This window comes from Pseudomonas sp. S3_B11 (assembly GCF_054667715.1).
Genome location: NZ_CP162749.1, coordinates 6,075,508 through 6,098,925, shown reverse-complemented (window position 1 = coordinate 6,098,925; position 23,418 = coordinate 6,075,508). Strand labels below are relative to the sequence as shown.

The window sequence follows — 23,418 nt, the reverse complement described above, 5'->3', positions numbered from 1 at the left end:
TTGTAGGAAGTTTCACCAAATACAATTCGGCACACTCCAGAACTCAGACCATCCCCAACCAGTGGAACGCAGCGAAGAATGCCAAAATTTTAATAATAAAAAAGTAGGACCTTTCCTTTTTTCAAAAAATTTACCCCTTCCGAAACTCCCAATGCAGATTCCTTCCTGTCAAGGTCGGACCACGATCGAGCCAACTAAAAATCACTTCAAATCATTTCATTCTCAGTTCCTACTTGCTGCAAAGAGAACTCTTACATCCTTTTCTTTTTTTACGGGTCTCTGCGCGCGCGCCCCCTCAAGACTGCTTCAATGTGATCAGGAGTCAGCGCCAACGCCCAAGGAGCCGCGAATGTTCCACACCCCTGATTTGCGCAACTTTCATCTCATAATTCCTGACATCGAACATGACCTCCAAGTGATGGCCTTCGAGGGCTGCGAAGCCATCAGCATGCCTTATTCGTTCGATATCGAGCTCGTCAGCGAACAAAGCGATATGGATTTGGAATACTTGTTAAACCAGCAGGCATTTCTTGCATTCAACAAACAGGGAAGCGGTGTTCACGGGCTGATTTATCGTGTTGTACAAGGCGACACTGGCAAACGCTTGACGCATTACAAGATAAGACTGGTTCCACGATTGGCTTACTTGGAACACCGCACCAACCAGCGCATTTTTCAACACGTCAGCGTCCCACAGATCATTACATCGGTCCTCAAGGAGCAAGGTATTCTCACTGACGCCCATTGCTTCCAGTTGAGTGCAAGTTATTCGCCTCGTGACTACTGCGTGCAGTATCGCGAATCCGACTTGCACTTCATCGAGCGCCTGTGTCACGAAGAAGGCCTGCATTATCACTTCCAGCACAGTGAGTCGGGCCATCACCTGGTATTTGGTGATGACCAGAGCGTATTTCCCCGGCTTGAGCACCGCACTGCTTATAAACACGGCAGCGGCATGGTTGACGACGAGCCGGTTATCCATCGATTTGGCCTGCGACTGGAGACCCGGACCAGCCGCGTCACACGCCGTGATTACGATTTCAAGAAGTCGACATTCCTACTGGAGAGCAGCTGTCAGCCCGGCGTCGAAAAGATCCAACCAGACTTGGAGGCCTATGATTATCCAGGCGACTTTACCCAGGAAAAACGCGGCAGGTTATTGAGCCGGCGAGCCCTGGAACGTCATCGCGCCGACTACCGCCAGGCCGAAGGAAAGAGTGATCAGCCGGCACTGACGACGGGGCACTTCCTGACATTGAGCGGGCACCCTCGCCAGGAATGGAATGATCTATGGCTCCTGACCGAAGTGCATCACGAAGGCAAACAGCCGCAGGTGCTGGAGGAAATTACCCCCAGCGACACTGGCAAGGCTGAAGAGCACTTCAATCAGGGCTATCGCAATCACTTCGTTGCCACGCCTTGGGATGCGATCTTTCGTTCGCAACGGGTTTACCAAAAACCACATGTATGGGGCAGCCAGACGGCAATCGTCACGGGGCCCAAGGGCGAAGAGATCCACTGCGACCCGTATGGCCGGGTAAAGGTCAGGTTTTTCTGGGATCGGGCGGGGCACCTCGACGATGACAGCAGCTGTTGGTTGCGAGTCGCCTCCAATTGGGCGGGCAACAGCTACGGGGGCGTCACGATCCCGCGGGTGGGCATGGAGGTGTTGGTGACCTTCATGGAAGGCGATCCCGACAAGCCCCTGATCAGCGGATGCCTGACCAACAGCGCCAACGCTCGGCCCTACTCGCTGCCTGCGCACAAGACCCGCACCGTGTTTCGTTCTTGCAGCTCGCCAGGCAACAACGGCTTCAACGAGCTGCACCTGGAAGACCGCGCTGGTCAGGAGCTGATCTATCTGCGGGCCCAGCGTGACATGGAACAGAGGATCGAAAACGACAGCCGACTGGAGATTGGCAACGAGCGGCGGGAGACCATCAAGGGCAACAGCATCACCGTCCTGCACGCCGAGGAACATCGGACCACCGCCGCCGACCGTATAGTCCAGGTCGAAGGCAATGACTACCTGCGCGTCGCCAACCGCCATACCCGTGTCGATCAGACACTGGCCGTCGAGGCCGGGCAGCAAATACATATCAAGGCCGGCGCTCATGTGGTCCTTGAAGCAGGTGCATCCCTCAGTTTGAAAGCCGGGGGCCAGCACATCGTGATCGACCACAGTGGTATCTACAGCAGCAGTGAAATCCAGCTCGGCGGCGTCCCCATGACCGGCGCTGCCGCCTCATCATTCACGCCTGGCTTGACGGATCCCTTGGCGGCTCCAGCTCCGGTGTTCGCCCCCACTCAATGCGCTCTGATAACGGCCAGCAAAGCAGCGGGATTGGACTTTTGTCCGATCTGCGAGGCCTGCCGCGAGGGTCTCTGCCCAATGGAAATCGCCGCCGCATGACTCGCTCACTTCCCCATCAATGGTTGATCGAACAGCAACGCCTCGGCCACACCCTGTGTGTCGTCCTGGACTCAGAATATGAGCACCACACGCGCCAGGCATTGCTCAAGAACAGTCGTCCCGACCAGTACCTGAGCGTGTACGGCCAAACCCAGGTCGCTGACCTTGCTGACGCGGGGCCCTTTGTCTTCACCTTCGATCGGCCCGGCGACGAACACATCAATGAATTGCTCGACCGACCGGACAACCACTGGGGATGGCTTGCCAGCCTGCCCAAAGGGGGTCTGCCAACGCTGGTGGAACACTGGCGTGAACGGCTGATCATCGGAAAGCGCCCGCATCAGGCGCTGTACCGCTTCCATGACAACCGTGTCTTGGCCCGGGCGCTCAAGCACCTGCCCGTTGAAGCCTATCCGGCCTACCTCGGGCCAGCGATCAGCGTCTGCTACTGGCAGGGCACTCGCTGGGCAAGTACCTATAACCCGGCTCCGGGGACATATCCGGTGCCCGATTCGCCTCTTTGGCAGCAGGTGCCTGTGACCCCGCAGCAAGCGATGCAGACTGGCCTCCTCAATGCCCGCCGCTTTCTATTGGCTGAGCATGTCCAGGCCTTCGCCACACTGGCCGAACAACAGGACCCGGAGGCGTGGTTACGTGCCACCCTCGACCAGGCCGAGGCCTGGCACTGGCAGGCGCCCGAACAGTTGGAGTTTTTACTGACCCAGCGCCTGCGAACACCCGCCCATGCGCTGGCTTCGTACTGGCAAGTACGTTCAGCAGAAAGCCCCGACGAGCATTTTGAACGGGTGCGCCTGATGGCAGCGTTTTGGCAGGGAGATACGCCGCCATGAAACAGGCTTTGTGCATTGCAAGTTTGAGCGGTCTGGCGATGACGGCAGGTTGTGCCAACACACAGCCGAACACGTTTACTTTTACGGCAGATTTGCCGCCTGATTTTGCCTACCAGGCTGTTGCGGTGTACGTGCCCGCCAAAGGGCAGACCTGCACCGTACCGGGAGGCAGAAATACAGAGGTCGGGTACAACTTGGAATGGCGGAAAAGTTACCAGCCGAATTCAGAAATAGCCCTGTACAGAACCGTCAGTGGCTGCCCGTTGGTGATCTATCGCGTCAAGCTCGAAATCAACTCGGCGTATGGCAAGGATTGGAGCGATATAAGTGGAGACTCAGCAGGTATCGCTATACGTGATGAATTAGAGCCCCAGTACAAGGGCACGTTCAGCGAAGCAGATGAAAGCGTCTTCTACGGCCAATGCCAATGGTTATTCCGCACCTCAGGCAAGCCCCGCATTCTCAGAAAAATCCTCGACTGCAAAAAAACCAACCCACAGGGCGAGCTTGGGCGTGGGCGTCCTTTCGCGGCGTACACCCTCGATCAGCTACCGGGCAAAACTGTAAGAATGAACATCAAGTTAGCCCCTGAGGAAGAGCCCTACTTCACAGGTAAATGGGTGAAGTTCAAAAATGGATATAAACGCTGTATGGGTAAAAGCTTCGAGGATCAACATGCATTCTGTTACGGAAATTTTAGAGACTTCAGTACATTTCAGATGCCTGATGGCCGAATTTGCTCCATCTACCCAGGATGCATCGAGTAAGGAAAAACTTCATGGCAATTTCAGATGACGAATTTAGCTCTGCTTTGAACAGGCGAATACTTACCTGCCCTCGTCAAGGCAAATGGACCAGCTTTCAACTTACTGACGAATACGGCTCAGGCGAACCTTACGCTGGACTGGCCTACACAGTAATTGATTGCGAAGGGCTTATATATAACGGCCAACTGGACATCGACGGTTTAGGCAAAGTCACTAACCATTACGCTGGGCCAATTGCCCTTGCGTTTACTGAGCTGTACCAAGGAGGCAATGACGATTACAACGAACTGATAAGCAGGAAGCACTACCCCCTCCAAATCACCGAACTACAAGTCCGCGCCGAGCAAACCCGCTACCTGAACCCAAACGCCACACGCACCCGGGAAAATCCCGCACAAGCCTGCGCAGGCGATTTCTTCCAAGTGGAAGTACGGCACCTGGTCAAGCACATCGCGCATTTGCCACCCGAGGTGTACCGCCATTACCCACTCCCGGCTGGGCCGGCACGGCTGATGGGCGAGCATGGCAAACTCGGTGTGGTCCTGATGCCGCAAAAACACACAGTGCTGGAAGTTCGCCCATTGCGCGCCTTGCGGCCTATGCTGTCCACCGCCCCCGAATTCTGTGCGCTCAACTTGTATCAATTGGCGATCATGTCGACCTTGACCTACTGCCCCTTCGGCCAGACACCTGACAAGGCTCCGATAAAAACGCCGCTGAGCTTCACCAAGCAACCAAGCGTGGGCAACTGGCTCGCGGATGCATTGGCCAAGTTCGAGGAGCTCGGTAAGTTCTATCCAGAGCAAACGAAACCCTACTACCCGTTGTATGAAGACGTGCCCTATTCCAAACGCCTGGAGATCGTGCCGTTCGACCCCCTCCTTTACACCGTCAATGATCCGGAGTTAGGCGAAGATCAGGAACACCCCGCCAAAGTCCATTTCCTCGATGACAGCAAAACCGGGGCGCAAGCCACGGATACCCAGGCCTACATCACCCACAACGACGAACTGATCCTGATAGCAGTACGTGGCACCCAGCAAACCGCCGACTTCCTGCGCGACGCCGATGCACTCCAAGTGCCGTTTGAAGAAGGTGTCGGCCAAGTGCATCGAGGGTTCTATGGCGCCGCTAAAAAAACTGCGGCCTTCGTGACGAGCTATCTGGACAGGTTTTACGCAGGGCAAAAACTGCTGATCTGCGGTCACAGCCTGGGAGGTGCGGTGGCGTTATTACTTTCAGAGATGCTGCGGCGTAGACCGGAAGGCTACACCCTCCAGCTCTACACCTACGGCGCACCCCGCGCCGCCGACGCCACCTTCACAAAAAATGCCGAAGCCCTGGTGCACTACCGAATGGTCAACCACAACGACCCGATACCCAGCGTGCCCGGCAGTTGGGTGAATACCAAGAGTGGTGTTTATGGCACAGGGTTGGCCCTTACGTTCGCCAACGTACCGGTCGGCCTTTCCGTGTTCGTGGCGGGCATCACTAACCTGACGGGCGAGCCCTACGAACACCACGGCATCTTGCGGCACTTCCTGCCGGTGGAGTTCGATCGCAAGGAGCGCTCGTCGATCCTGTGGATGCCTCATTGCGACACCATCACTCAACACGCCGCCTGCGAGGTGGCCCTTGAGCATAAATATGGCCTGCCGGACCGCCCGGCATTGCTGACCCAACTCATCCAGACCGGTGATCACTTCATGGTCCCCAGCTACATTCCCGCATGCTGGGCGACTTTGCGGCGCTGGCAGAACGCGCAGATCGACGGAAGCACGCTGGCGACAAAACGCGAATATGAATGGATCGACAATGCACTGGCTCGGATTACCCAACAGTTGCGCAATGAAGAACGCTACCTGGCGGGACGGGGCGCGCCCAATGGGCGTAGTGAGAGCTCCATCAACATCGCGCTCATCCGTGAGGTCGACAAGATGCACAACACCCGCGCTCGCCTGGCCACGCTGCGCACCGTGTCGGTGAGCGAAAAAGACGTCTATGGGAGCTTGGCGGAACAACCCGAGCAACTGGCACACAACCTGGCCCGCTGGCAGGCACACCCGGAGAACAGGGTGGCTGAGCAACTGGCGATGGCGCCGGCCATGGATGACGATAGTGAGTTGATCCGTGGTGCTCATGGGTATGCCATTGGTAAACCCTACACGCTGGATCTTGATTCCATCATCTGATCGGTAGTTGCTCCGCCGAGCGCGAGCAAGCTTCCTTGTCATGGACTGCGTACGCCTTCAGGCCGGGGATGTACGTGCTGCCGCCTTCGCGAGCAAGCTCGCTCCCACAGAGGTTGGCGGTGGGTGTCCATTCTGTGCTCTCCTCGGGATGGTTAGCGATTGGTCTTTTGCGCTGGGTGGCTTCGTACAGACCTGCGTGCCTGGGGATAGGGCATGTCCCAAACGCGTGAGATTCGCCAGCGCACAAAAAGAACCATATAAAATAATCTGAACCAATGTTGACGATTTGGTTTCTTTAGGCGAATATGGTTTTGCCTCCTCGACTTCCGAGGAGCGTTACCGGAGTCATTCCCATGACTGATGCTGAGAAGGCCGAAACGGTCTCCTACACGCTGCGCAATTTGAGCAGCAGCTTGGACAAGACCATCGCCGCCGTCGCCAATACGCTTGGCAAATCGAAAAACACCTTGATCCTGGAGACCTTGGAGCGGGAGTTTTACAACTACATCTCCACCTATGCCCGGTCGAATTTGCTGGTTTCGGCGATGGATGCCGAGCTGGCAAAAAAATTCGGAATCGAGATTCTTTCGGAGTGGTATGAAAGCGAGCACACCATCCAGTACGACCGCTACCTCAGCACCAAACTGAAGCTGGATAGCATCGATAAAGTGGATGCCGTATTTAAAGGGAACCTCCCATTGCTTGAACTGCGCGCCCAGCAGCTTGTAAATAAGGGTTACATGCGACTGCCACGGGGCATCTCCTTGACGTTTGCCCTGTTCATTGAGATCGCCAAGCAAAAGGACGAAGCTCTGATTCACGAGATTCGCAAAGGGCTGTTCGGAATCTCCAAGGACTTCTACGAGTCCTTGAACGAAATTCGTGCTGCCCTCTCGCTGCCCGCCATCCAGCCCCAATGATTGAAAAGATGCACTGAATGGCCGGTCTCTCCAGGGGGGGCCGGTCATTCATTTACTCTTCTCCTTTCCCCTAGAGCACGCTTGTTCGCTGCGACTTTTCCAAACCTCTCAAGCCAACTGCCCGTATGCCCCAACCCCGCGCACACCCGCGCCAACAAGGGGCGATTTACGGTCAAACTTATTGGCCATTCCGATCCCCTTTTGGCCTCTCCTGCCGTTCTCTGAAACACCGCGCGCCGCAAGACTGTGTTCATACCGATCAGCCTTGCGGAGAACAAAAATGCTGACGATCTATTCGGACGATCACCACCTGCACCACGGGCGCTGCGAGTTGATGGACGGGCAGTTGATGCCCTGCTTCGAGATGCCGTCCCGGGCCGATCATGTATTGGAGCGGGTCAAGACGCAGGGGCTGGGGCCGGTGGAGGCGCCGCAGGATTTTGGTTTGGGGCCGATCCAGCGTATCCACAGCGCGGCGTACCTGGAATTTTTCAAAGGCGCCTGGGACCGCTGGGCCAAGTACAACCGCGACGGCGATTTGTTGCCCTACACCTGGCCGGCGCGGACCTTTCGCACGGTCATCCCCACCAGCCTGCACGGCCAATTGGGTTATTACAGTTTCGACGCCGGCGCACCGATTACCGCCGGCACTTGGCAGGCAGCCTACAGCGCCGCGCAAGTCGCCCTCACCGCCCAGGCGGACATCCAGCGTGGCGCGCGCAGTGCCTTTGCGTTGTGCCGCCCACCGGGGCACCACGCCGCCGGGGACTTGATGGGCGGTTATTGCTACCTCAACAACGCGGCCATCGCCGCCCAGGCCTTTCTCGACCAGGGTCAGAAGAAGGTCGCGATCCTCGATGTGGATTACCACCACGGCAACGGCACCCAATCGATTTTCTATGAGCGCAGCGACGTGTTGTTCGCGTCGATCCACGGCCATCCGGAGGCGGAGTTTCCGTTCTTCCTGGGTTATGCCGACGAGCGTGGCGAGGGCGCCGGTGAGGGCTTCAACTTCAACTACCCTTTGCCGGCCGGCTCAGGCTGGGACACCTGGAGCGCGGCGCTGGAGCAGGCCTGCGGGCAAGTCCGGGGGTACGACGCCGATGTCATCGTCGTGTCCCTGGGCGTGGACACTTTCAAGGACGACCCCATCTCGCAATTCAAGCTCGACAGCCCGGACTACCTGGCGATGGGCAAGCGCATCGCGGCGCTCGGCAAACCCACGCTGTTCGTGATGGAAGGCGGCTACGCGGTGGCAGAAATCGGCATCAATGCCGTGAACGTTCTTGAAGGTTTCCAAAGCGCCCCATGAGGAATAACAGCATGAACAGACTCAAGCGTTTAATGGCTCCAGCCGTGTGCGCCGCGCTGCTTTGCGGCGCTGTCCAGGCCGAGGAGCGCACCTTGCGCGTCTACAATTGGTTCGACTACATCACGCCCAAGGCCTTGGAGGACTTCAAGGCGCAGAACAGCCAGGTCAAGCTGGTCTACGACATCTTCGACACCAACGAGGCCCTGGAGGCCAAGCTGCTGACGGGCAACTCCGGCTATGACGTGGTGGTGCCGTCCAACGTGTTCCTGGCCAAGCAGATCGAAGCCGGGGTGTTCCAGCCGCTGGACCGCAGCAAGCTGCCGAACTGGAACCACCTCGATCCCAAGCTGATGAAGCTGATCGAAGCCAACGATCCGGGCAACAAGTTCGCCGTGCCCTACATGTACGGCACCATCCTGATCGGTTTCAACCCGGACAAGATCAAGGCCGCCCTCGGCGACAACGCACCAGTGGACAGCTGGGACCTGATCTTCAAGGAAGAGAACATCAGCAAGCTCAAGCAGTGCGGCGTGGCGCTGCTCGATTCGCCGTCGGAGATCCTGCCCCTGGCCTTGCAGCACCTGGGCCTGGACCCCAACAGCAAGAAGCCGGCGGACTATGCCAAGGCTGAAGCGCTGATGATGAAGGTGCGCCCGTACATCACTTACTTCCACTCGTCCAAGTACATGGCCGACATCGCCAACGGTGAGATCTGCGTGGCGGTGGGTTACTCCGGCAGCTTCTCCCAGGCCGCCAACCGTGCCAAGGAAGCCAAGAACGGCGTGACCGTGGATATGCGCCTGCCCAAGGAGGGCGCGCCGATCTGGTTCGACATGCTCGCCATCCCCAAAGGCGCGAAAAACCCGGACGACGCCTACACCTTCATCAACTACTTGCTGCAACCGCAGGTGATTGCACCGGTCAGCGATTTTGTCGGCTACCCGAACCCGAACAAGGACGCCACCGAGATGGTCGACCCGGCTATCCGCGGCAACCCCAACCTGTACCCGACCGCTGCGGCCATGACCACGCTCTACACCCTGCAACCCTTGCCCCGGGATGCCGAGCGCGCGCGCACACGAGCCTGGACCCGGATCAAATCCGGCCAGTAAAAGCCGTTGTGGGATAACGGCCATGGTGGGAGTAAGACCATTGTGGGAGCAAGGCTTGCCCGCGATGAAGGCCCTGCGGTCTGCCAAGGACCGAGGCGCTTGTTTCGCGAGCAAGCTTTGCTCCCACCCGGTGTTGGCTGCGTATACATAGTTACCACCTGCCCCGTCCCTTGCCTCTCTAGCATGGAAACCCCGAAGCGTTCGGCTTCGGGGTTTTCATCCATCTCGAGACAGGGACAACTCAGATGACATCAGACCCTACCGGCACCGCCCCGGCGTTCAACGCGAGTATCCGGAGCACGCTGGTCAACCAACTGCTCGCAGGCCCCACCTACCCGGAAGTGGCGGCCATGCTGCTGCGCAACGCCCTCAAGAAGCTCTACCCCTCACTGGATCTCGACCCGCATACCACCGTCATCGGCGAACCGGCCTGGGACATCGTTGGCGGCGAGATCGTGGCGCGTCCCACCCGCTATGAATCGCTCAGCGATTTGCTGGCCTCGCGGGTGGACCAGAGCAAACCCACGTTGTTGATCGAAGGGCTGCACTTCCTGACCCAACTGCCGATCACCGCGCCCGAGGTGCATTTGCCGGTGCGCATCGACCAGATCGGCCGTTTGATCAACGAGCTGGTGCCGGCCATGGTGCCGGCCAGCCAGGAGCAGCAACTGGCGTACTGGAACATGCCGTTCGGCAATTACGGCCCACGCTGGCATGAACTCTCCCACACGCTGCGCAAGCTCTGGGACGTCAAGCAGATCGAGGGCTGGACGGCGACTGAATGCGACATGGCCCGGCAACTGTTCCTGTACCCCGACCCGCAAGACCGTAACGACAGCTACGACAGCCACGCGTATCTGGTCGACATCGAGGAGGTCGACGGCGACGAGATCAACCGCGTGAATGAAAACTCGCTGGTGGTGCTGATCGGCCTGATCGACAACAAGGAGGTCATCCTTGTGCACTCGTTGCTCAACGGTTATGAGAAGTTCGCTTCACGGCACGCGTTGGGACAAGCCCTTCCAGAACACCTGGGCACCTTGGTCCACCCGACGAAAATTCGCTGGCGGCTCTATGAACCCAGCGGCAATATTTTCGACAGCAAGGCCTGCGGGATCATCGCCGTGCAGGTCAAGATCCTTGGCATCCCCAGCATCAGTCTGAATCCGGGCTATGCAGAAGACGAACCACCGGCCCCCAGCGGAGTGGACGTAGGGCCTGGCGAAAGCTGGTTCCAAAAACAGTTACCCGAATGGCTGCAGGCCGCGTCGATTTCCGACCAGATCCTGTTCGCCCAATACATGAAGAATCTTTCGGCGATGAGCAGCTCCCACGCTGGCAAAACCTACCTGGACGACATTCCCCCCTCAAAACGTATGCGGCGCAGGCGCTGAAAACGCAGATGCAATCCGACCACGACGACGCTTCGACGCTGGACCCGGAAAAAATCGAGATCGAGATAAAAAGCCCGGTTGTCTGGGGTACCTTCGTGGTGCCCTTCAAATTCGATACCACGCGGTTCAACCTCGTCGACCTGGCCTTGCAAAACCTGATTGCCCTGCCCCCGGGCAACAAGACGGTGAGGTCTCTCGACACGACCGTGTTGCCCGCGTGGTTGACGGTGGACTACGTCGAGAAGCTCATCACCCAAGTCGATATCGGTCGTGTTTATCCCGACCTGATCAAGCGCAAACTGCTGAATGACCCGGCGGAGTCGTTCCGCCGCGAAAACCTGTACACCTCGCAGTTGCGCATACAGCTGCCCATGCTTGCGCTGGAGGGCAAACTGCGTGGGCGGGGCAATATCGATGAGCGCGGTTGTCGTTATGTCGCGGCGCTGATGGAGCCCCAGGAAGACGACCGCAAGGTAGACGGGCAAACCATCGTCCTGCGCAAACTGGCTTTCGTGCCCGAGCTGCAGTTGGGGCTTTCAGAGGACATCGTCGCCAACATGTTCGTGATCGGCCCGCAGACGCCAAGTGCCGGCCCCTGCCTGCTTTATCGACCGTTGCTTGAACCGCAGCTGTGGCAGTTCCCGTCGTTCAGCAACTTGCTGTACACCATCAGGCAAAACGCTCCCTTGCGCCAATCGGTACTGGCGTGGCTGCCCGATGAGGTACGCGAAACCTATGGCCGCGATGTCTTTCCAGGCGCCCTGCCCTCGCCCTGGACCATCGTGGAGTTCGTGGCAGCCCCGCTGGAGACGTTGTCCAATAATGGTCCTGTCAGCCTTGGCGACGAGACCTTGGGCGCCGACTTCCTGCCACTGTTGTTCCGGGCCAACGCCAATGCCTTGGTCACGCTCGCCGATCATCAGTCGGTCTCCAATCGCGAAAGCCGTTGGGAGTCTTTCAAGCAGGCCGGTTGGCTGATTTTCAATTTGGCGCTGCCCTACCTCGGCACCACGGTGGCCACCACGACCTGGCTCTGGCAGATCCTGAACGACCTTGAAGAGCTGACGCAGAGTGACGAAGAAACCAGTAGCCAGGCCAAGTGGGCGCTCTTTGTCGATGTGTTGTTGAACGTCTCCTTGGGGATCATCCATTACGTGATAGACCGCACCAGGGCGAGCAAAGGTAGCCGTCCGACAGAGGCCCCGGAGATTGCTCCTCCAGAAATCCCGCCAGTGCTCAAACCCAAGCTCATTATCGAAACGCTCGCGCCGCTCACCAAGACAGAGCTGCCACAAGAGCACTACGAGGTCATTCATACCAGCGGTGCCTTGATCGGCAGGTCGAGCAAGCGCGCCAATCTGCTCGATAGCTTCAGCATCGCCGCCCCCGACTCACCTGGGCAACCCAGGGCCGAAGGCGCGCTCAGGGGCCTCTATGCGAAGGGTAGGAAGTGGTACGCGAAGATGGCGGGGAAATGGTTCGAAGTCACCGTAGAGGGCGATCTGGTCTGCATGATTGACGGAGTCCGCACCGGCCCTCCGCTGATCCATGATGTACGCGGCCAGTGGCAGATCGATACCCGCTTGCGCTTACGCGGTGGCGGCTCGAAAGGCGCCCGACAAAGGGTCGTCGCCGAGGCACGACGCCGCAACGTGGAGCTGCTGGCCGAACTCAACCAGTTTGAAGAACAGAAACCGGCGAACCAGAAGTTGCTGACCATGGACGCGCAGGAAATGAACCAGGCGTCCGGCGCGGCCCGGGAAACCAAGCGTGTGGCGTATCTGACGACCCTGGAAGCCCAGCGAGAAAACTACGAAAAAGCGCTGAAGACCCTGATTGAATGGCCGGTCTTCCAGTCACGCCCCGATTACCCTCGCGTCAGCCTTGGCTACCTGAACGCACAAGTGAATTTCACCTTCGCGGAAATGGATGTATTGCGAGAGCGCTTTACGCCGGCCCTGACCGATGCCATGGGCATGATCACGTCCGAGGTCAAGGCGCTGGAGCAACAACACATCGATGCTGCCAACACGATGATCAACGCCGGTGACGACATGATCGAGCGCCTGGACTACATGGAGACACGTTTTTCCAGGCTCAAGGAAATGGGACGCGAAGGCTTTGAGTTTGTCCGCCAGTACCGCGCAAAGATGCCGGTCTACAAAAGTGACGATCTGCGACTTATCCAGCTGGATATGTACCGCCACCTCTGCCTGTCTCTTGAAAGCGTCGAGACGATGCCTGAAGGCTGGGTGGAAATTAACCGTATTGTCGACAATGCCACGGTGGCCTTCCAGAGCCTGCGCGACGCCATGGATGAGCGAAGCATGATCCGGCTGGATGAACAAATCGATGCGCTCGGCAGCCTGACGGAACAGTTCGCCGCCATCGAAGAACATCTCGACTACATGGGCACCGAATACCGAGGCAGCACCAGCCCCGTACAACTCACTCGGCTGGTCAGGCAGATGGGCGATTGTAGAAGACGAACGTTGGAGCAGTTGGCGCAAGCCCTTGATGAGCGAAGCAACCGGCGAAGGTCAGGCAGCCCTCATGAGCCACGTCCGCGGGCCAGGAAAAAATTCATCAGGGCACGCTTCTGGGGCGTCATCAGCGGCGAGCCTCGCTTATCGCAACTGCACGAGGAAACGGATTGGGTCGATGTGAAGAATCCGTTCTCGGAGGAAATCATCGTCTCGTTCCACCGCAAGGAAACCGGCGAATGGGCGCCCCACGTGATGGCCGACCCGCCTCCCCTGGCAGTCCCTGCGCTGGACACGAGCGTTCGCAAAGGCCAAGCCCTGATCGACGGGCTGACCGCGTTCAAGGCGCAAATTGAACAAGACTTGAAAAAGCCAGGCCGCACACCGGCCGGTGTGGCAATGATCCTCAATGCCCATGCCAGCCGGATGGAGAAGGTCGGCGTCGCGATCAGGAAGGCACTCGACCAGGCACAAGGCGTTGCCACCAACGAAACGATTGAAATATCAGAGGCGCAGCAGCGCTCGGCCGAATCCTTGCGATTGCGCCTCAAGAGAGAATCGAAGTCGCTCTATGAACAGGAATTCGAAACCGTACTGAACATCATCAAGCAGAGCCCTCCGACCATGAGTGGCGTGATCTGGCTGAAAGACCGAAACCGTATTTCCATCACCAAACGGATAAACCGCCAACGCATCAAGGGCCGCATACATGGTTACCTCGACAGGTATGAAATCAAGGACAAGAAAACCAACAAGACGCTCTGGTTCGCCGACTTTCACTACTCCACGAACTGGGTGCCTGCCCGTACGTTCCTTTCGGCACGCCTGAAAACAGTGGAGCAGGTGGTTCTGGGGATAGCCAACGTCTCTACAAAAGGCTTTAGCCAGCGTCAGTTGATCAATCATTACCGTAGCGAAATTGCCGTGGACCAGGCCCAGCAGGTGTTTTTTCCAAAGGAGCGGCCATAAAACCAGGGCCGCCGCCGATGCCCCGGCGGCGCGCCCTCAGGGTTTCCAGGCCTTCGACAGGTTCGCCAGCGCGGTGCCAATCGCCGCTGGCGGGACCGCCGCAAACCCGAGCACCAGCCCGGCGCGCACTTGCGACGGGGTGGTGGGCAACCAATAACTGCTCAGGCCATTGATTTCCACACCCACATTCGTCGCTTGGGCGATCAGTTCGCGCTCGCGCTCGATGCTCTCCACTGGGACCGTGAGATGCAGCCCGGCCACGACAGTGGGCAGGGCTCCGACACCCGCAACCGCCGTGGGCCAGCCCGCCAGCAACGCATCGCGCCGAACCAGGGCGGCCCTGCGCATACGCCGGATATGCCGCTGGAAATGCCCGGCGGCCATGAACTCGGCCATCACCGCCTGGGTGCTGACTTCGGAGTGGCGCACGTCCACGGCGCGCCGTCGGGCGAAGGCGTTGACCAGGCCCGGCGGCAGCACCAGGTAGCCCAGGCGCAGGGCCGGGAACGCCACTTTGCCGAACGTGCCGACGTAAAGCACCCGCCCCTGGCGATCCAGTGCCGCCAAGGGTGCCAGTGGCGCGCCGCTGTAGCGGTACTCGCCATCGTAGTCATCCTCGACGATCCAGCCGTCGTTGCGCTCGGCCCAGGCCAACAGTTCCAGCCGCCGTGGCAGGCTCATGACCACCCCGGTCGGGTATTGATGGGACGGTGTGACATAGGCCAGCCGACAGTGGCTCAACCCGCCCAGCGCAGCACAATCCAAGCCGTCGTCATCCACCGGCACGCCTCTGACGTCGGCACCGGCAACAGCGAACGCATGCCCGGCCGCGCGATAGCCGGGATTTTCCACCGCCACGACGTCGCCCGGGTCGACCAACAGCTGTGCACAAAGGCTGATGCCCTGCTGTGCGCCACTGGTGATCACAATTTGTTCAGCCGTGCAGTGCAGCCCCCGGGAGCTGCGCAAGTACGCGGCGATCAGACCGCGCAAGCGCGCATCGCCCTGGGAATCGCCATAACACAGCTGCTGCAGATCCGGCTTGCGCCAGAAAGCCGCATTCAGCTTGGCCCAGACGTCGAAAGGGAACAGATCGAAAGCCGGTACACCGACCCGAAACGCTCGCGGCGGGCCGCTGGGCGGTTGGGCCAAATGGTGTTTTTCGACGCGGTTCAGCGCCTCGCTGTGGATAACTTTACTGGATGGACCCACAGGTAAATCGAGCCAATCTGTGGATAAGGCTGTGGGTAAGCCTGTTGAAAACCCTGTGGATACTTTTGTGGATATGTTTTTCAGCGGCAACGTCGTCGAGGACAGTTTCGCCACATATGTACCGTCACCGACCCGCCCTTCGATGAAACCCTCGGCGTAGAGCTGGTCATAGGCCCGCACCACGCTGTTACGGGAAATCGACAAGGCCGCCGCCAGGTCGCGGCTGGCCGGCAGGCGCGTGCCGCTGGCCAGGCGCCCATCGAGCACCCGGGTACGCAATGCCTGGTAAAGCTGGCGGCTGAGCCCCTGGCGGCGGTCCAGCTCAATGCCTGCCGGGTTGAACGACAATGGCGGCGTGGCGTTGTGCATGGCAGCCCTCACGAATGGACCTATTGAATTGGCCGGAAGTGGCTCTTACAACAGACCAATAGCCTGCCTAGGATGCTCGCATTCGCCAAGGAAAATTATCATGTACAACCCTAAAGCCTTTGCCGTCGAAGACCTGCCCGAACTGCACCAGATGATCGGCGATTGCCGCCTGGCCGTATTGGTCACCCAGGGTGAACAGGGTTTGCAGGCCAGTCATCTGCCGCTGTTGCTGGACACGCAACAAGGGCCGAACGGAAGCCTCTACGGCCATATGGCCCGGGCCAATCCACAATGGCGTGACCTGGAAGCCGGCGCCGAAGCCCTGGTGATATTCGCCGGGGCCGATGCCTACGTCAGCCCAGGGTTGTACGCCAGCAAGGCCGAACACGGCAAAGTCGTGCCGACCTGGAACTACGTGGCCGTACACGCCTATGGCAGCGCCGAGGTGTTCAGCGACGCTCATCGCCTGCGCAACCTGGTGCGCGCCCTCACCGACCGCCACGAAACCGGTCGCGAGCAGCCGTGGAAGATCGATGATGCGCCGCCCGAGTACATCGACAGCATGCTCAAGGCCATCGTCGGCTTCGCCCTGCCCATCCAGCGCCTGGAAGGCAAGCGCAAGCTCAGCCAGAACCGTAGCCCCGCGGATGTCGCCGGCGTACGCAACGGCCTCGCCGCCAGCCCCGACCCGCAGGACCGGGCGCTCGCCCACCTGATGCCTGAACAATCGTCCAAGGAGTGAACATGAGCCAACCTGAAGTCCGCCTCGTCAGCGCCGACGATCACGCCGCCTGGCTGCCGCTGTGGCAGGCCTACCTGCGGTTCTATAAAACCGAATTGCCGGACGCCGTGAGCCAAAGCACCTGGCAGCGCTTGCTCGATGAGCGTGAACCGACCCATGCTGCCCTCGCTTGGAATGGCGACACGGCGGTAGGCCTGGTGCACTTCATCTATCACCGTTCGAACTGGAGCATCGAGAATTCCTGCTACCTGCAAGACCTGCTGGTAACGGAACAGAGCCGTGGCACCGGGGTGGGCCGCCAGCTCATTGAATTCGTCTATGCCACCGCCAAGGCCGATGGTTGCTGCAAGGTGCACTGGTTGACCCACGAAACCAACGCCACGGCGATCCAGCTGTACGAGCGCATCGCCGAGCGCCCAGGCTTCATTCAATTTCGCAAAGCCCTTTAAGGAGCGCAGCATGTCGACTTCACTCGCCGATTGGAAAGGTGTCCCGGCGCCCTCTGCACAGGTGCTCGAAGGGCGTTTCATCCGCCTGGAAAAACTCGATCCGGCGCGGCATGCCGATGGCCTCTGGCAAGCCCTCGAAGGCCCCGGCGCCGACCCGAAACTCTGGGATTACTTGCCCTATGGCCCGTTCACGGATCGCGTCGCGTTCGATGCCTGGTTGAACAACCATGCGGCCAATACCGACCCGTATTTCTTCAGCGTGATCGACCGCGCCAGTGGCGAGGTGCAGGGCATTCTCAGCCTGATGTCCATCGTCCCGGCCCAGGGCCGCATCGAGATCGGCCACGTGACCTTCGGCGCGCCGATGCAGCGTTCGCCGAAAAGCACCGAGGCGGTCTATCTGCTGGCCAAGGAGTCTTTCGCCCTGGGTTATCGCCGGCTGGAGTGGAAGTGCAACAACGGCAATGCCCGCTCCAAATATGCGGCCGAACGGCTGGGGTTCAAGTTTGAAGGGGTGTTTCGCCAGCACATGGTGGTCAAGGGCCAGAACCGCGACACCGCGTGGTACTCGATACTGGACTCGGAATGGCCGGCAATCGCCGCAGGCTTCGAGCGCTGGTTGAGTGAGGACAATCAGCGCGAGGGTGGGCAGGTGCGTGGGTTGGTGGAGTGTCGGGCATAGCTATCGGTGCCTGACGCTCCGCCATCGCGAGCAAGCTCGCTCCCACAGTGGATCTGTTGTGGACCTGGATTAAGTGATCATCACAGATTGACTGTGGGAGCGAGCTTGCTCGCGATGGCGATTAATAGGCAATGAACTCATTGGCTGCCAACCGCCCGATCACTCCGGTTTCGGTTTCATCTCTCCAAAAGTCTTGAGCGATTCGGGTGTCACCCCTCTCTTCAGGTACTGCCAGGCCCAGTCCGGTACGGCCATGTGGCTTTCCAGATACGTCACGAAGTCCAAAAGGCTGTGCCCCAAGCGATTGACCGGGAAATCAAAATTGTACAGATACTGTTGGGCGCGGTTTTGGTCAACGCTGAACAGCTCCCTGACAATCCGGTTCGCACGAAGATTGCCTCTTAATGCGAGCACAAAATCCAGCGCGGAACGAAGCACGCCGGGGCGCTCGAGCGTGAATTGAATCACGGAGTCGCTAAATTGAGATCCAGTCAGATCGTCCCAGATCTGCACGGCGTGATGCCTGGGGAGACGTTGCAGCGAGCTCCATAGATTTGGGGTATTGAACAAAATGCTCACCCGGGTATTGGAGGGCAATTGCCCCGGTGCACTGAATAACCGGATAACAGGCGCCTGGTTGGCCTCGCCAGCCTTCACCGGCGGCCTTTCCAGGTAATCCCAAAACGCCGTCAGTACCCGTTGATGGGTGACGATATTCTGCAGATTGCTGTCATCGAACAATCGCATCCAGCGGATATCGATATCGCCGTGCCTCACCACTTCTTTGTAACGCGTATCGGCATATTCAGAGATGACTCGCAGTCGCCGCTCGGAGAGCGCCGGATTGCGCAGCCATCTTGCAACTACGTTCACAGGCAACATGCCGTCCAGGTTGGATGAAATAACCGCAGACCTCAGGAGGAGATTCGCCCGCCTCAACAAATCGGGGAAACGTTCGAGGGAAGCGATGAGCAGATCACGGGTGTTTTCAGCCCGGTCGTAATAAATGTACTGCTCCATCAGTTCTGAGTCGTCATCGATTACCCGGCCCGTTTCACGCTCGAATCTCAACTTCACCTGATCCAGGTCGTCGCGGTCCACCAGGTAGGCACCGTCGAGCAATTGTTCAAGCTGGTTATCATCAAGATGACCATGCCTGGCCTGGTCGAACTTGACGTAGGCCAATTGATTCCTGGGGTGATGGTCGGTCAGTTGCCGGGCCCTGACTCCGTATTCCAGCATGATATGGATCACGCCTTGAGACAGCCGGAGGAATTCATTATTGAGCAGTTCGGTGAGGTGCAAATCCTCGACAGGACCCAGCAGGGTATCTTGGAAAAACTGCCGCAGGGTCTGGTTCTCCCGGGTGTAATACGGTGCGCTGCCGGGCATCAGTTGCTCTGGGGAACGGGGCGATAAGTAACGCCCGATTTGCTGCAGCACCTCCGGTGGCAGGTCGGCCTCTCGCGCCGCAAACAGCGTCCGGCGACCGACGCTGTTTGCGTACAGCCTCAGGTAATCCTGGGTCGGTTGAAACAAGCGATACGGGTTGGGGGCCCCATAGATGATCCGGCTGAGATCGGACAATGCCTCCTCGTCCAGCAGGTTTTCCAGCCAGGGGGCATTTTCAAAGAGCGCTTGTCGGACCCCGGAGGCTCGCGACACCATGTACTGATTCAATTCCGGATGTTGATCGACATAGTCGGCCGCTGCATTACGCAGCCCCTGCATCGAGAAAGTCTCCTGCGCTTGCCCTTCATTCAGCCCACGGGCAACGGCATCGAAAAAACAATCACCGTCGCCAGGGATCTCCTCGACACGGTCTCCCAGCACCAGGCTGTAATGGTTCTGGGCCGTTCGTCTCAAGACAATATCGGTGCTCGACTGTCCTGGGTGGTTGCTCATCGGATAGACACTTTCCACCGCGCCCGGGGTAAAGCGCACAGACCAACTACGCTCTGCCGTGATCTCATCGATGATCAGCAAGCTACGGTTTTGCGGCCAGCTCGCAAGGCGCGTGATGATGGCCGGGACCAGCTCCATGACTTGAGTATTCCAGACGCCTGGCGTACGGATCAAACCGGAAACAGACGCCGACGACGGAGCAGGCACCTTGGGTTTCGAGGGACCCGGTTCAGCCGGTGCCGGACGCTTCCCACCACCCCGACCAAACCCTATAGCGCGCCACTCGCCATCGGGCATCCGCGCCACGGTACTTCTCATCACGCCACTGGAACGGATACTCAACCCGGTAGCAGGGTCGACAAGGGTGGCCTCGGTCGCCGTCAACTTCGTATGGTCGTGCACCCGGAACACCGTCCCATCGGGTTGTCGCACGTAAACCGGACGTGTGGCGCTGTTATTGAGCGTGGGGCGATAGAAGCCCCGGGCATCTGCGGCCAGCCCTTGTAGCAACGAGGTATCCGTCACGGCATAACGGCGGTAAAGCGCGTCTTCCAAAGGCAGGCCTGCCAATGTTTCGCCCTGGCTCTGGCGGGCCGTCACGGCCAGGAAAGAGGACTGTCCCCGCACCGGAACGCTCACGCCACCCGCCAACCCTCGTCCGCCATAATTGGCCACTCTGTGGACAAAGGCCAAGGTGCTCAGGTTCGCTGGAACAGCGCCGGTCCTGACCATCAACCAGCCGGTCTTGATGGCGCTCTTGAGCAGTTGGAAGCCGGGAACCAGGAAGATGCCGGCCAGGTCCATGAACGTTTCCATCGCCATCATCACCAGCCTGGCAGACGTCTGGCGATGAACATCCCGGTTGCTGTTGGAGCGGTGATCGGCATAAGCACTATGAAAATTGACGTGCGCGCGATGGAGGGCCTCGAGAAGATTGCCAGGGATCAACTCGCCGCGGATCAACGGTCGGCCACGTTGTTGCCCCAACGTGCGCTTTATCTCTTCGGGATCAAGGGTGCAAATGCGTGAGCGGAAATATCCCTGCCATTGCTCTTGCTGCAACAGCCCCGCCACCCCTTCGCCCAGACTGGAAAACTCATGGAAGTCATCACCCTCGGGGCTGTCCGGAAAATAGACCCCCACGGTTCCCTTGATGTCCGGCCCGTCCTGATCGGAAAAAACCAGCACGCCATCAATGCTGCTCGCATTGCCCATCGTCCCATGCTGTTCGCCAGCCCCGACACTTCCACCCAGCACAAGCGCATAGACCTGCACCCTTCGTCCCTGGACCAGCGCACGTGTCTCGGCAACGGACGATTGCAGAACAGCCTGCAGCCAGAGAGCAATCAACTTCTTGGGCTTCGGTGGATGGAAGGCCCTATCGAGCACGGTGGTCTTGAAGGCGTCATCGCCCCTGAGCCCGGCCTCATGGCCTTTGAATTTCATATTGGCCAGGTAGGCCGCCTGCCAGGCTGCTTTGTAGTCAGGTTTATTCATTTCCTTCCGGAGCAGGGTTTCATAACGGCCGCCGGCATCAATGTGCGTCGCCATCCTGGCAAGCTCACCGCCCGTCAACGTGATCAGGAAGCCATTGGCCGGATGCCGGATACGCTGGCCATCTTGATCGGCAAGGTAGACGGCCAGCACTTCTCTCATCGCGTTCGGGTATTGAGTCGGGCGCAGGTTATCGAGCATCAACTCGGTCAGGCTGGCGATACGTGACTGCCTTGGGTTGGCACCTTTGCCATAGGAAAGCGTGACCAAGGTCTTGTCCGGGTCGGGATCCATGCCGGGGTGCACCGTGTGTTGCAGGTACTGCTTGATCTTCTGGCGGGTGAACTGCAACAACGTCGGGATATCGCTACCCGCCAGTGTGTAGGCGGCTTCCAATACCTGCGTTTCCAGGCTGCGGTAGTTCGATTTTTCCGCACGTGTTGCGGTTGTATAAAAATCGGCTCGGTTGTTTTCAACCAAAGTTTCCCGGCGCGCCGCCAGCGGCCCGGCCAGCGACAACATGGGCAACCCCAGCGCATCTTCAGCCTTCAGCGCATAAGCCGCCAAAGTAAGTGTCTCGTTGCCCGAGGCATTCAGGACCGCCTCCAGCGCGGCGCCTTGGTGCCGCAGCAGGTCGTCCGCCGCCACGGCAAAAACAGACTCGGACAGTTCAGAAGCAATATCCCGGATCCCACGCTTCTGTCCCGCGTAGGTCGGGCTGACGTGATTGACCAGGTCCTGGAAAGAGCGAAAGCGCTGTACTCCCCCTTCCAGGGAGTACAGGAACAGCGAAGACTGATCCGTGCGCTTGATCACCATCGCAGCGGGCCATTTCCGTGGCTTCGCGGTGCCCATGTCGAGCATGACGGCATAGACATGGGGAATGGACGTGCGCAGCAAACGGCTTCTGTTCGCCATCGAAGGGTGAGTGGTGATGAGGTCCAGCAGGCGATCTTCTTCATCCTGCAGGGTTCGCGCACTTTGGGTTAACGGGGTGGCCGGATCCCGGTCGACTTTGTACAAGTCGAAGAGATGCAGGAATCGTCGGCACAGCAGATGAGCAAGTGCCGCTTCAGTGGTCGACGTATCGAACGCATCTGCACCGTTTCTGTCGTGGCGAAAGGCGCTGAGATCGTCACGGAACTGCTGCTTCAAGCTGTCATTGGTTACGGGGTCGGCGATATAGAACACGGACTCCATGATCGCTGGAATTTTCGCGTCCAGCGGGCTGACGAATACGCTGTCGACCTCTTCCACCGAATCCGGACGGGTGTAGAAGCCCACACCACCGCGCGAGTAAGTGGGCGGTGTATCCGTCGCTAAACAGCCCAACATCACGTCGGTAAAGCACTGTGAGGCGATCAATGAACGACCACCGAGCGAGTCCACATCAAAGTGGTTCACATACCAGTGATCCGGGTCGATGCCCTGGAGCAGTGAGGCGCGGAATTTCCGCTCAGGGATCTTTGCCTTGATGCGGCTGACCAGCAGACGCTTGAGCACGGTGTCGAACGTTGGCAAAGCGGCGAACAGACGCGCCAGTTTCACCTGATTGGCATCCAGGTGCCCCAGTTGCCTGATCTGTTCTTTTTCACGGGGGCTGAGCAGATTGCCTTGGGCGTCCACCTCAGTAATGACGGGCTGCCCAATGCCCTGGTAGCCGGGCGCAATGCCGGCGTGCAATTGCTGCAAAACGTCTGCTGAAAGGCCTTTACCGTTGACCCGCAGTGAGGGGAAGCCCAGGGACATATGACTTCGGTGGGGATAAACCCAACCCTCGCGCGCAGAAGGCTCAGCGGTCGCCCTGCTTTGATGGGCAATCAAAAAACCTCGTGTCACAGCGTCACGCAGAGGCACCCATGAGGTTTTTCTTTGAGCGGCCGAATCGACTGTCTCGACCTCTTGATAAGTGACCTGTACCCGCGTATCGCCAATAAGGCCCCATTGATTTAGCCATTGATCGGCGAATTCATGGGGTTGAAATCGAATACCGTGGGGTAACAGGCTGATGGGTCTGAGCAGTACGCCGGCAGCATGCGGCGTTACGCCAGGTGCATTTTCAGGGAAGACAGTCATTCAGGTGTCCCGGTGATGAGTAGGGCTGGGACCCTATCGCGCCGTTTCAGCGGGAATGACGTACATATATATATAG

General features: G+C 58.8%; 14 protein-coding genes. 12 read left to right on the top strand and 2 right to left on the bottom strand.

Going from position 1 to position 23,418, the window contains the following annotated elements; translation table 11 throughout:
• The first annotated feature begins 349 nt into the window (after nt 1–349).
• The 9 genes from AB4O22_RS27240 to AB4O22_RS27200 all read left to right on the top strand — a co-directional run bounded on the left by AB4O22_RS27240 (nt 350) and on the right by AB4O22_RS27200 (nt 14,413).
• Nucleotides 350–2,413: a type VI secretion system Vgr family protein gene (locus AB4O22_RS27240; protein ID WP_460097567.1), complete on the top strand. Its 2,064-nt coding sequence runs from the start codon at nt 350–352 to the stop codon at nt 2,411–2,413.
• Nucleotides 2,410–3,264, top strand: a complete 855-nt coding sequence (locus AB4O22_RS27235) for a DUF4123 domain-containing protein (protein ID WP_460097566.1) — start codon at nt 2,410–2,412, stop codon at nt 3,262–3,264. Before AB4O22_RS27240 ends, AB4O22_RS27235 begins: the two co-directional genes overlap by 4 nt.
• Nucleotides 3,261–4,031 carry a hypothetical protein gene (locus tag AB4O22_RS27230; protein ID WP_460097565.1) on the top strand — a complete coding sequence of 257 codons (771 nt, stop codon included), beginning with the start codon at nt 3,261–3,263 and terminating at the stop codon, nt 4,029–4,031. Before AB4O22_RS27235 ends, AB4O22_RS27230 begins: the two co-directional genes overlap by 4 nt.
• A gap of 11 nt (nt 4,032–4,042) precedes the next feature.
• Nucleotides 4,043–6,223: a lipase family protein gene (locus AB4O22_RS27225; protein WP_460097563.1), complete on the top strand. Its 2,181-nt coding sequence runs from the start codon at nt 4,043–4,045 to the stop codon at nt 6,221–6,223.
• Between the two features lie 353 nt (nt 6,224–6,576).
• Complete coding sequence (locus AB4O22_RS27220; protein ID WP_223471309.1) at nt 6,577–7,143, top strand: hypothetical protein; 567 nt, start codon at nt 6,577–6,579, stop codon at nt 7,141–7,143.
• 280 nt (nt 7,144–7,423) lie between these two features.
• On the top strand, nt 7,424–8,455 hold the full coding sequence (locus tag AB4O22_RS27215; protein ID WP_460097561.1) for a histone deacetylase family protein: 1,032 nt from the start codon (nt 7,424–7,426) through the stop codon (nt 8,453–8,455).
• Between the two features lie 11 nt (nt 8,456–8,466).
• Entirely contained in the window at nt 8,467–9,567 is a 1,101-nt protein-coding gene (locus AB4O22_RS27210; RefSeq protein WP_013694590.1) for a polyamine ABC transporter substrate-binding protein, read from the top strand.
• A gap of 245 nt (nt 9,568–9,812) precedes the next feature.
• On the top strand, nt 9,813–10,961 hold the full coding sequence (locus tag AB4O22_RS27205; protein WP_460097560.1) for a hypothetical protein: 1,149 nt from the start codon (nt 9,813–9,815) through the stop codon (nt 10,959–10,961).
• An 8-nt stretch (nt 10,962–10,969) separates the two neighbouring features.
• Nucleotides 10,970–14,413 carry a dermonecrotic toxin domain-containing protein gene (locus tag AB4O22_RS27200; protein ID WP_460097558.1) on the top strand — a complete coding sequence of 1,148 codons (3,444 nt, stop codon included), beginning with the start codon at nt 10,970–10,972 and terminating at the stop codon, nt 14,411–14,413.
• A gap of 36 nt (nt 14,414–14,449) precedes the next feature.
• On the opposite strand, the gene pdxR is transcribed toward AB4O22_RS27200, so the two are convergent.
• A complete protein-coding gene (gene pdxR / locus AB4O22_RS27195) occupies nt 14,450–15,994 on the bottom strand; it encodes a MocR-like pyridoxine biosynthesis transcription factor PdxR (protein ID WP_460097557.1) in 1,545 nt (514 codons plus the stop codon).
• A gap of 100 nt (nt 15,995–16,094) precedes the next feature.
• On the opposite strand from pdxR, the gene AB4O22_RS27190 reads away from it, so the two are divergent.
• Genes AB4O22_RS27190 through AB4O22_RS27180 form a run of 3 tightly spaced genes read left to right on the top strand, consistent with a single transcriptional unit; the run spans nt 16,095 to nt 17,867 of the window.
• Nucleotides 16,095–16,736 (top strand): FMN-binding negative transcriptional regulator, encoded by a 642-nt coding sequence (locus tag AB4O22_RS27190; RefSeq protein WP_223471300.1) that lies wholly within the window; start codon nt 16,095–16,097, stop codon nt 16,734–16,736.
• Between the two features lie 2 nt (nt 16,737–16,738).
• On the top strand, nt 16,739–17,185 hold the full coding sequence (locus tag AB4O22_RS27185) for a GNAT family N-acetyltransferase (protein ID WP_013694592.1): 447 nt from the start codon (nt 16,739–16,741) through the stop codon (nt 17,183–17,185).
• A 10-nt stretch (nt 17,186–17,195) separates the two neighbouring features.
• A complete protein-coding gene (locus AB4O22_RS27180) occupies nt 17,196–17,867 on the top strand; it encodes a GNAT family N-acetyltransferase (RefSeq protein WP_223471299.1) in 672 nt (223 codons plus the stop codon).
• Between the two features lie 159 nt (nt 17,868–18,026).
• Here the strand turns inward: AB4O22_RS27180 and AB4O22_RS27175 are convergent, their stop codons facing one another.
• Nucleotides 18,027–23,342 carry a hypothetical protein gene (locus AB4O22_RS27175; RefSeq protein ID WP_460097555.1) on the bottom strand — a complete coding sequence of 1,772 codons (5,316 nt, stop codon included), beginning with the start codon at nt 23,340–23,342 and terminating at the stop codon, nt 18,027–18,029.
• Nucleotides 23,343–23,418: the final 76 nt, after the last annotated feature.

Bases quoted from the DNA above. Each gene is read 5' to 3' on its own strand.
- AB4O22_RS27200 (WP_460097558.1), top strand. From the start codon at position 10,970: ATGCAATCCGACCACGACGACGCTTCGACGCTGGACCCGGAAAAAATC.
- AB4O22_RS27190 (WP_223471300.1), top strand. From the start codon at position 16,095: ATGTACAACCCTAAAGCCTTTGCCGTCGAAGACCTGCCCGAACTGCAC.
- AB4O22_RS27215 (WP_460097561.1), top strand. From the start codon at position 7,424: ATGCTGACGATCTATTCGGACGATCACCACCTGCACCACGGGCGCTGC.
- AB4O22_RS27235 (WP_460097566.1), top strand. From the start codon at position 2,410: ATGACTCGCTCACTTCCCCATCAATGGTTGATCGAACAGCAACGCCTC.
- AB4O22_RS27240 (WP_460097567.1), top strand. From the start codon at position 350: ATGTTCCACACCCCTGATTTGCGCAACTTTCATCTCATAATTCCTGAC.
- AB4O22_RS27230 (WP_460097565.1), top strand. From the start codon at position 3,261: ATGAAACAGGCTTTGTGCATTGCAAGTTTGAGCGGTCTGGCGATGACG.
- AB4O22_RS27225 (WP_460097563.1), top strand. From the start codon at position 4,043: ATGGCAATTTCAGATGACGAATTTAGCTCTGCTTTGAACAGGCGAATA.
- pdxR (WP_460097557.1), bottom strand. From the start codon at position 15,994: ATGCACAACGCCACGCCGCCATTGTCGTTCAACCCGGCAGGCATTGAG.
- AB4O22_RS27185 (WP_013694592.1), top strand. From the start codon at position 16,739: ATGAGCCAACCTGAAGTCCGCCTCGTCAGCGCCGACGATCACGCCGCC.
- AB4O22_RS27210 (WP_013694590.1), top strand. From the start codon at position 8,467: ATGAACAGACTCAAGCGTTTAATGGCTCCAGCCGTGTGCGCCGCGCTG.
- AB4O22_RS27220 (WP_223471309.1), top strand. From the start codon at position 6,577: ATGACTGATGCTGAGAAGGCCGAAACGGTCTCCTACACGCTGCGCAAT.
- AB4O22_RS27205 (WP_460097560.1), top strand. From the start codon at position 9,813: ATGACATCAGACCCTACCGGCACCGCCCCGGCGTTCAACGCGAGTATC.
- AB4O22_RS27175 (WP_460097555.1), bottom strand. From the start codon at position 23,342: ATGACTGTCTTCCCTGAAAATGCACCTGGCGTAACGCCGCATGCTGCC.
- AB4O22_RS27180 (WP_223471299.1), top strand. From the start codon at position 17,196: ATGTCGACTTCACTCGCCGATTGGAAAGGTGTCCCGGCGCCCTCTGCA.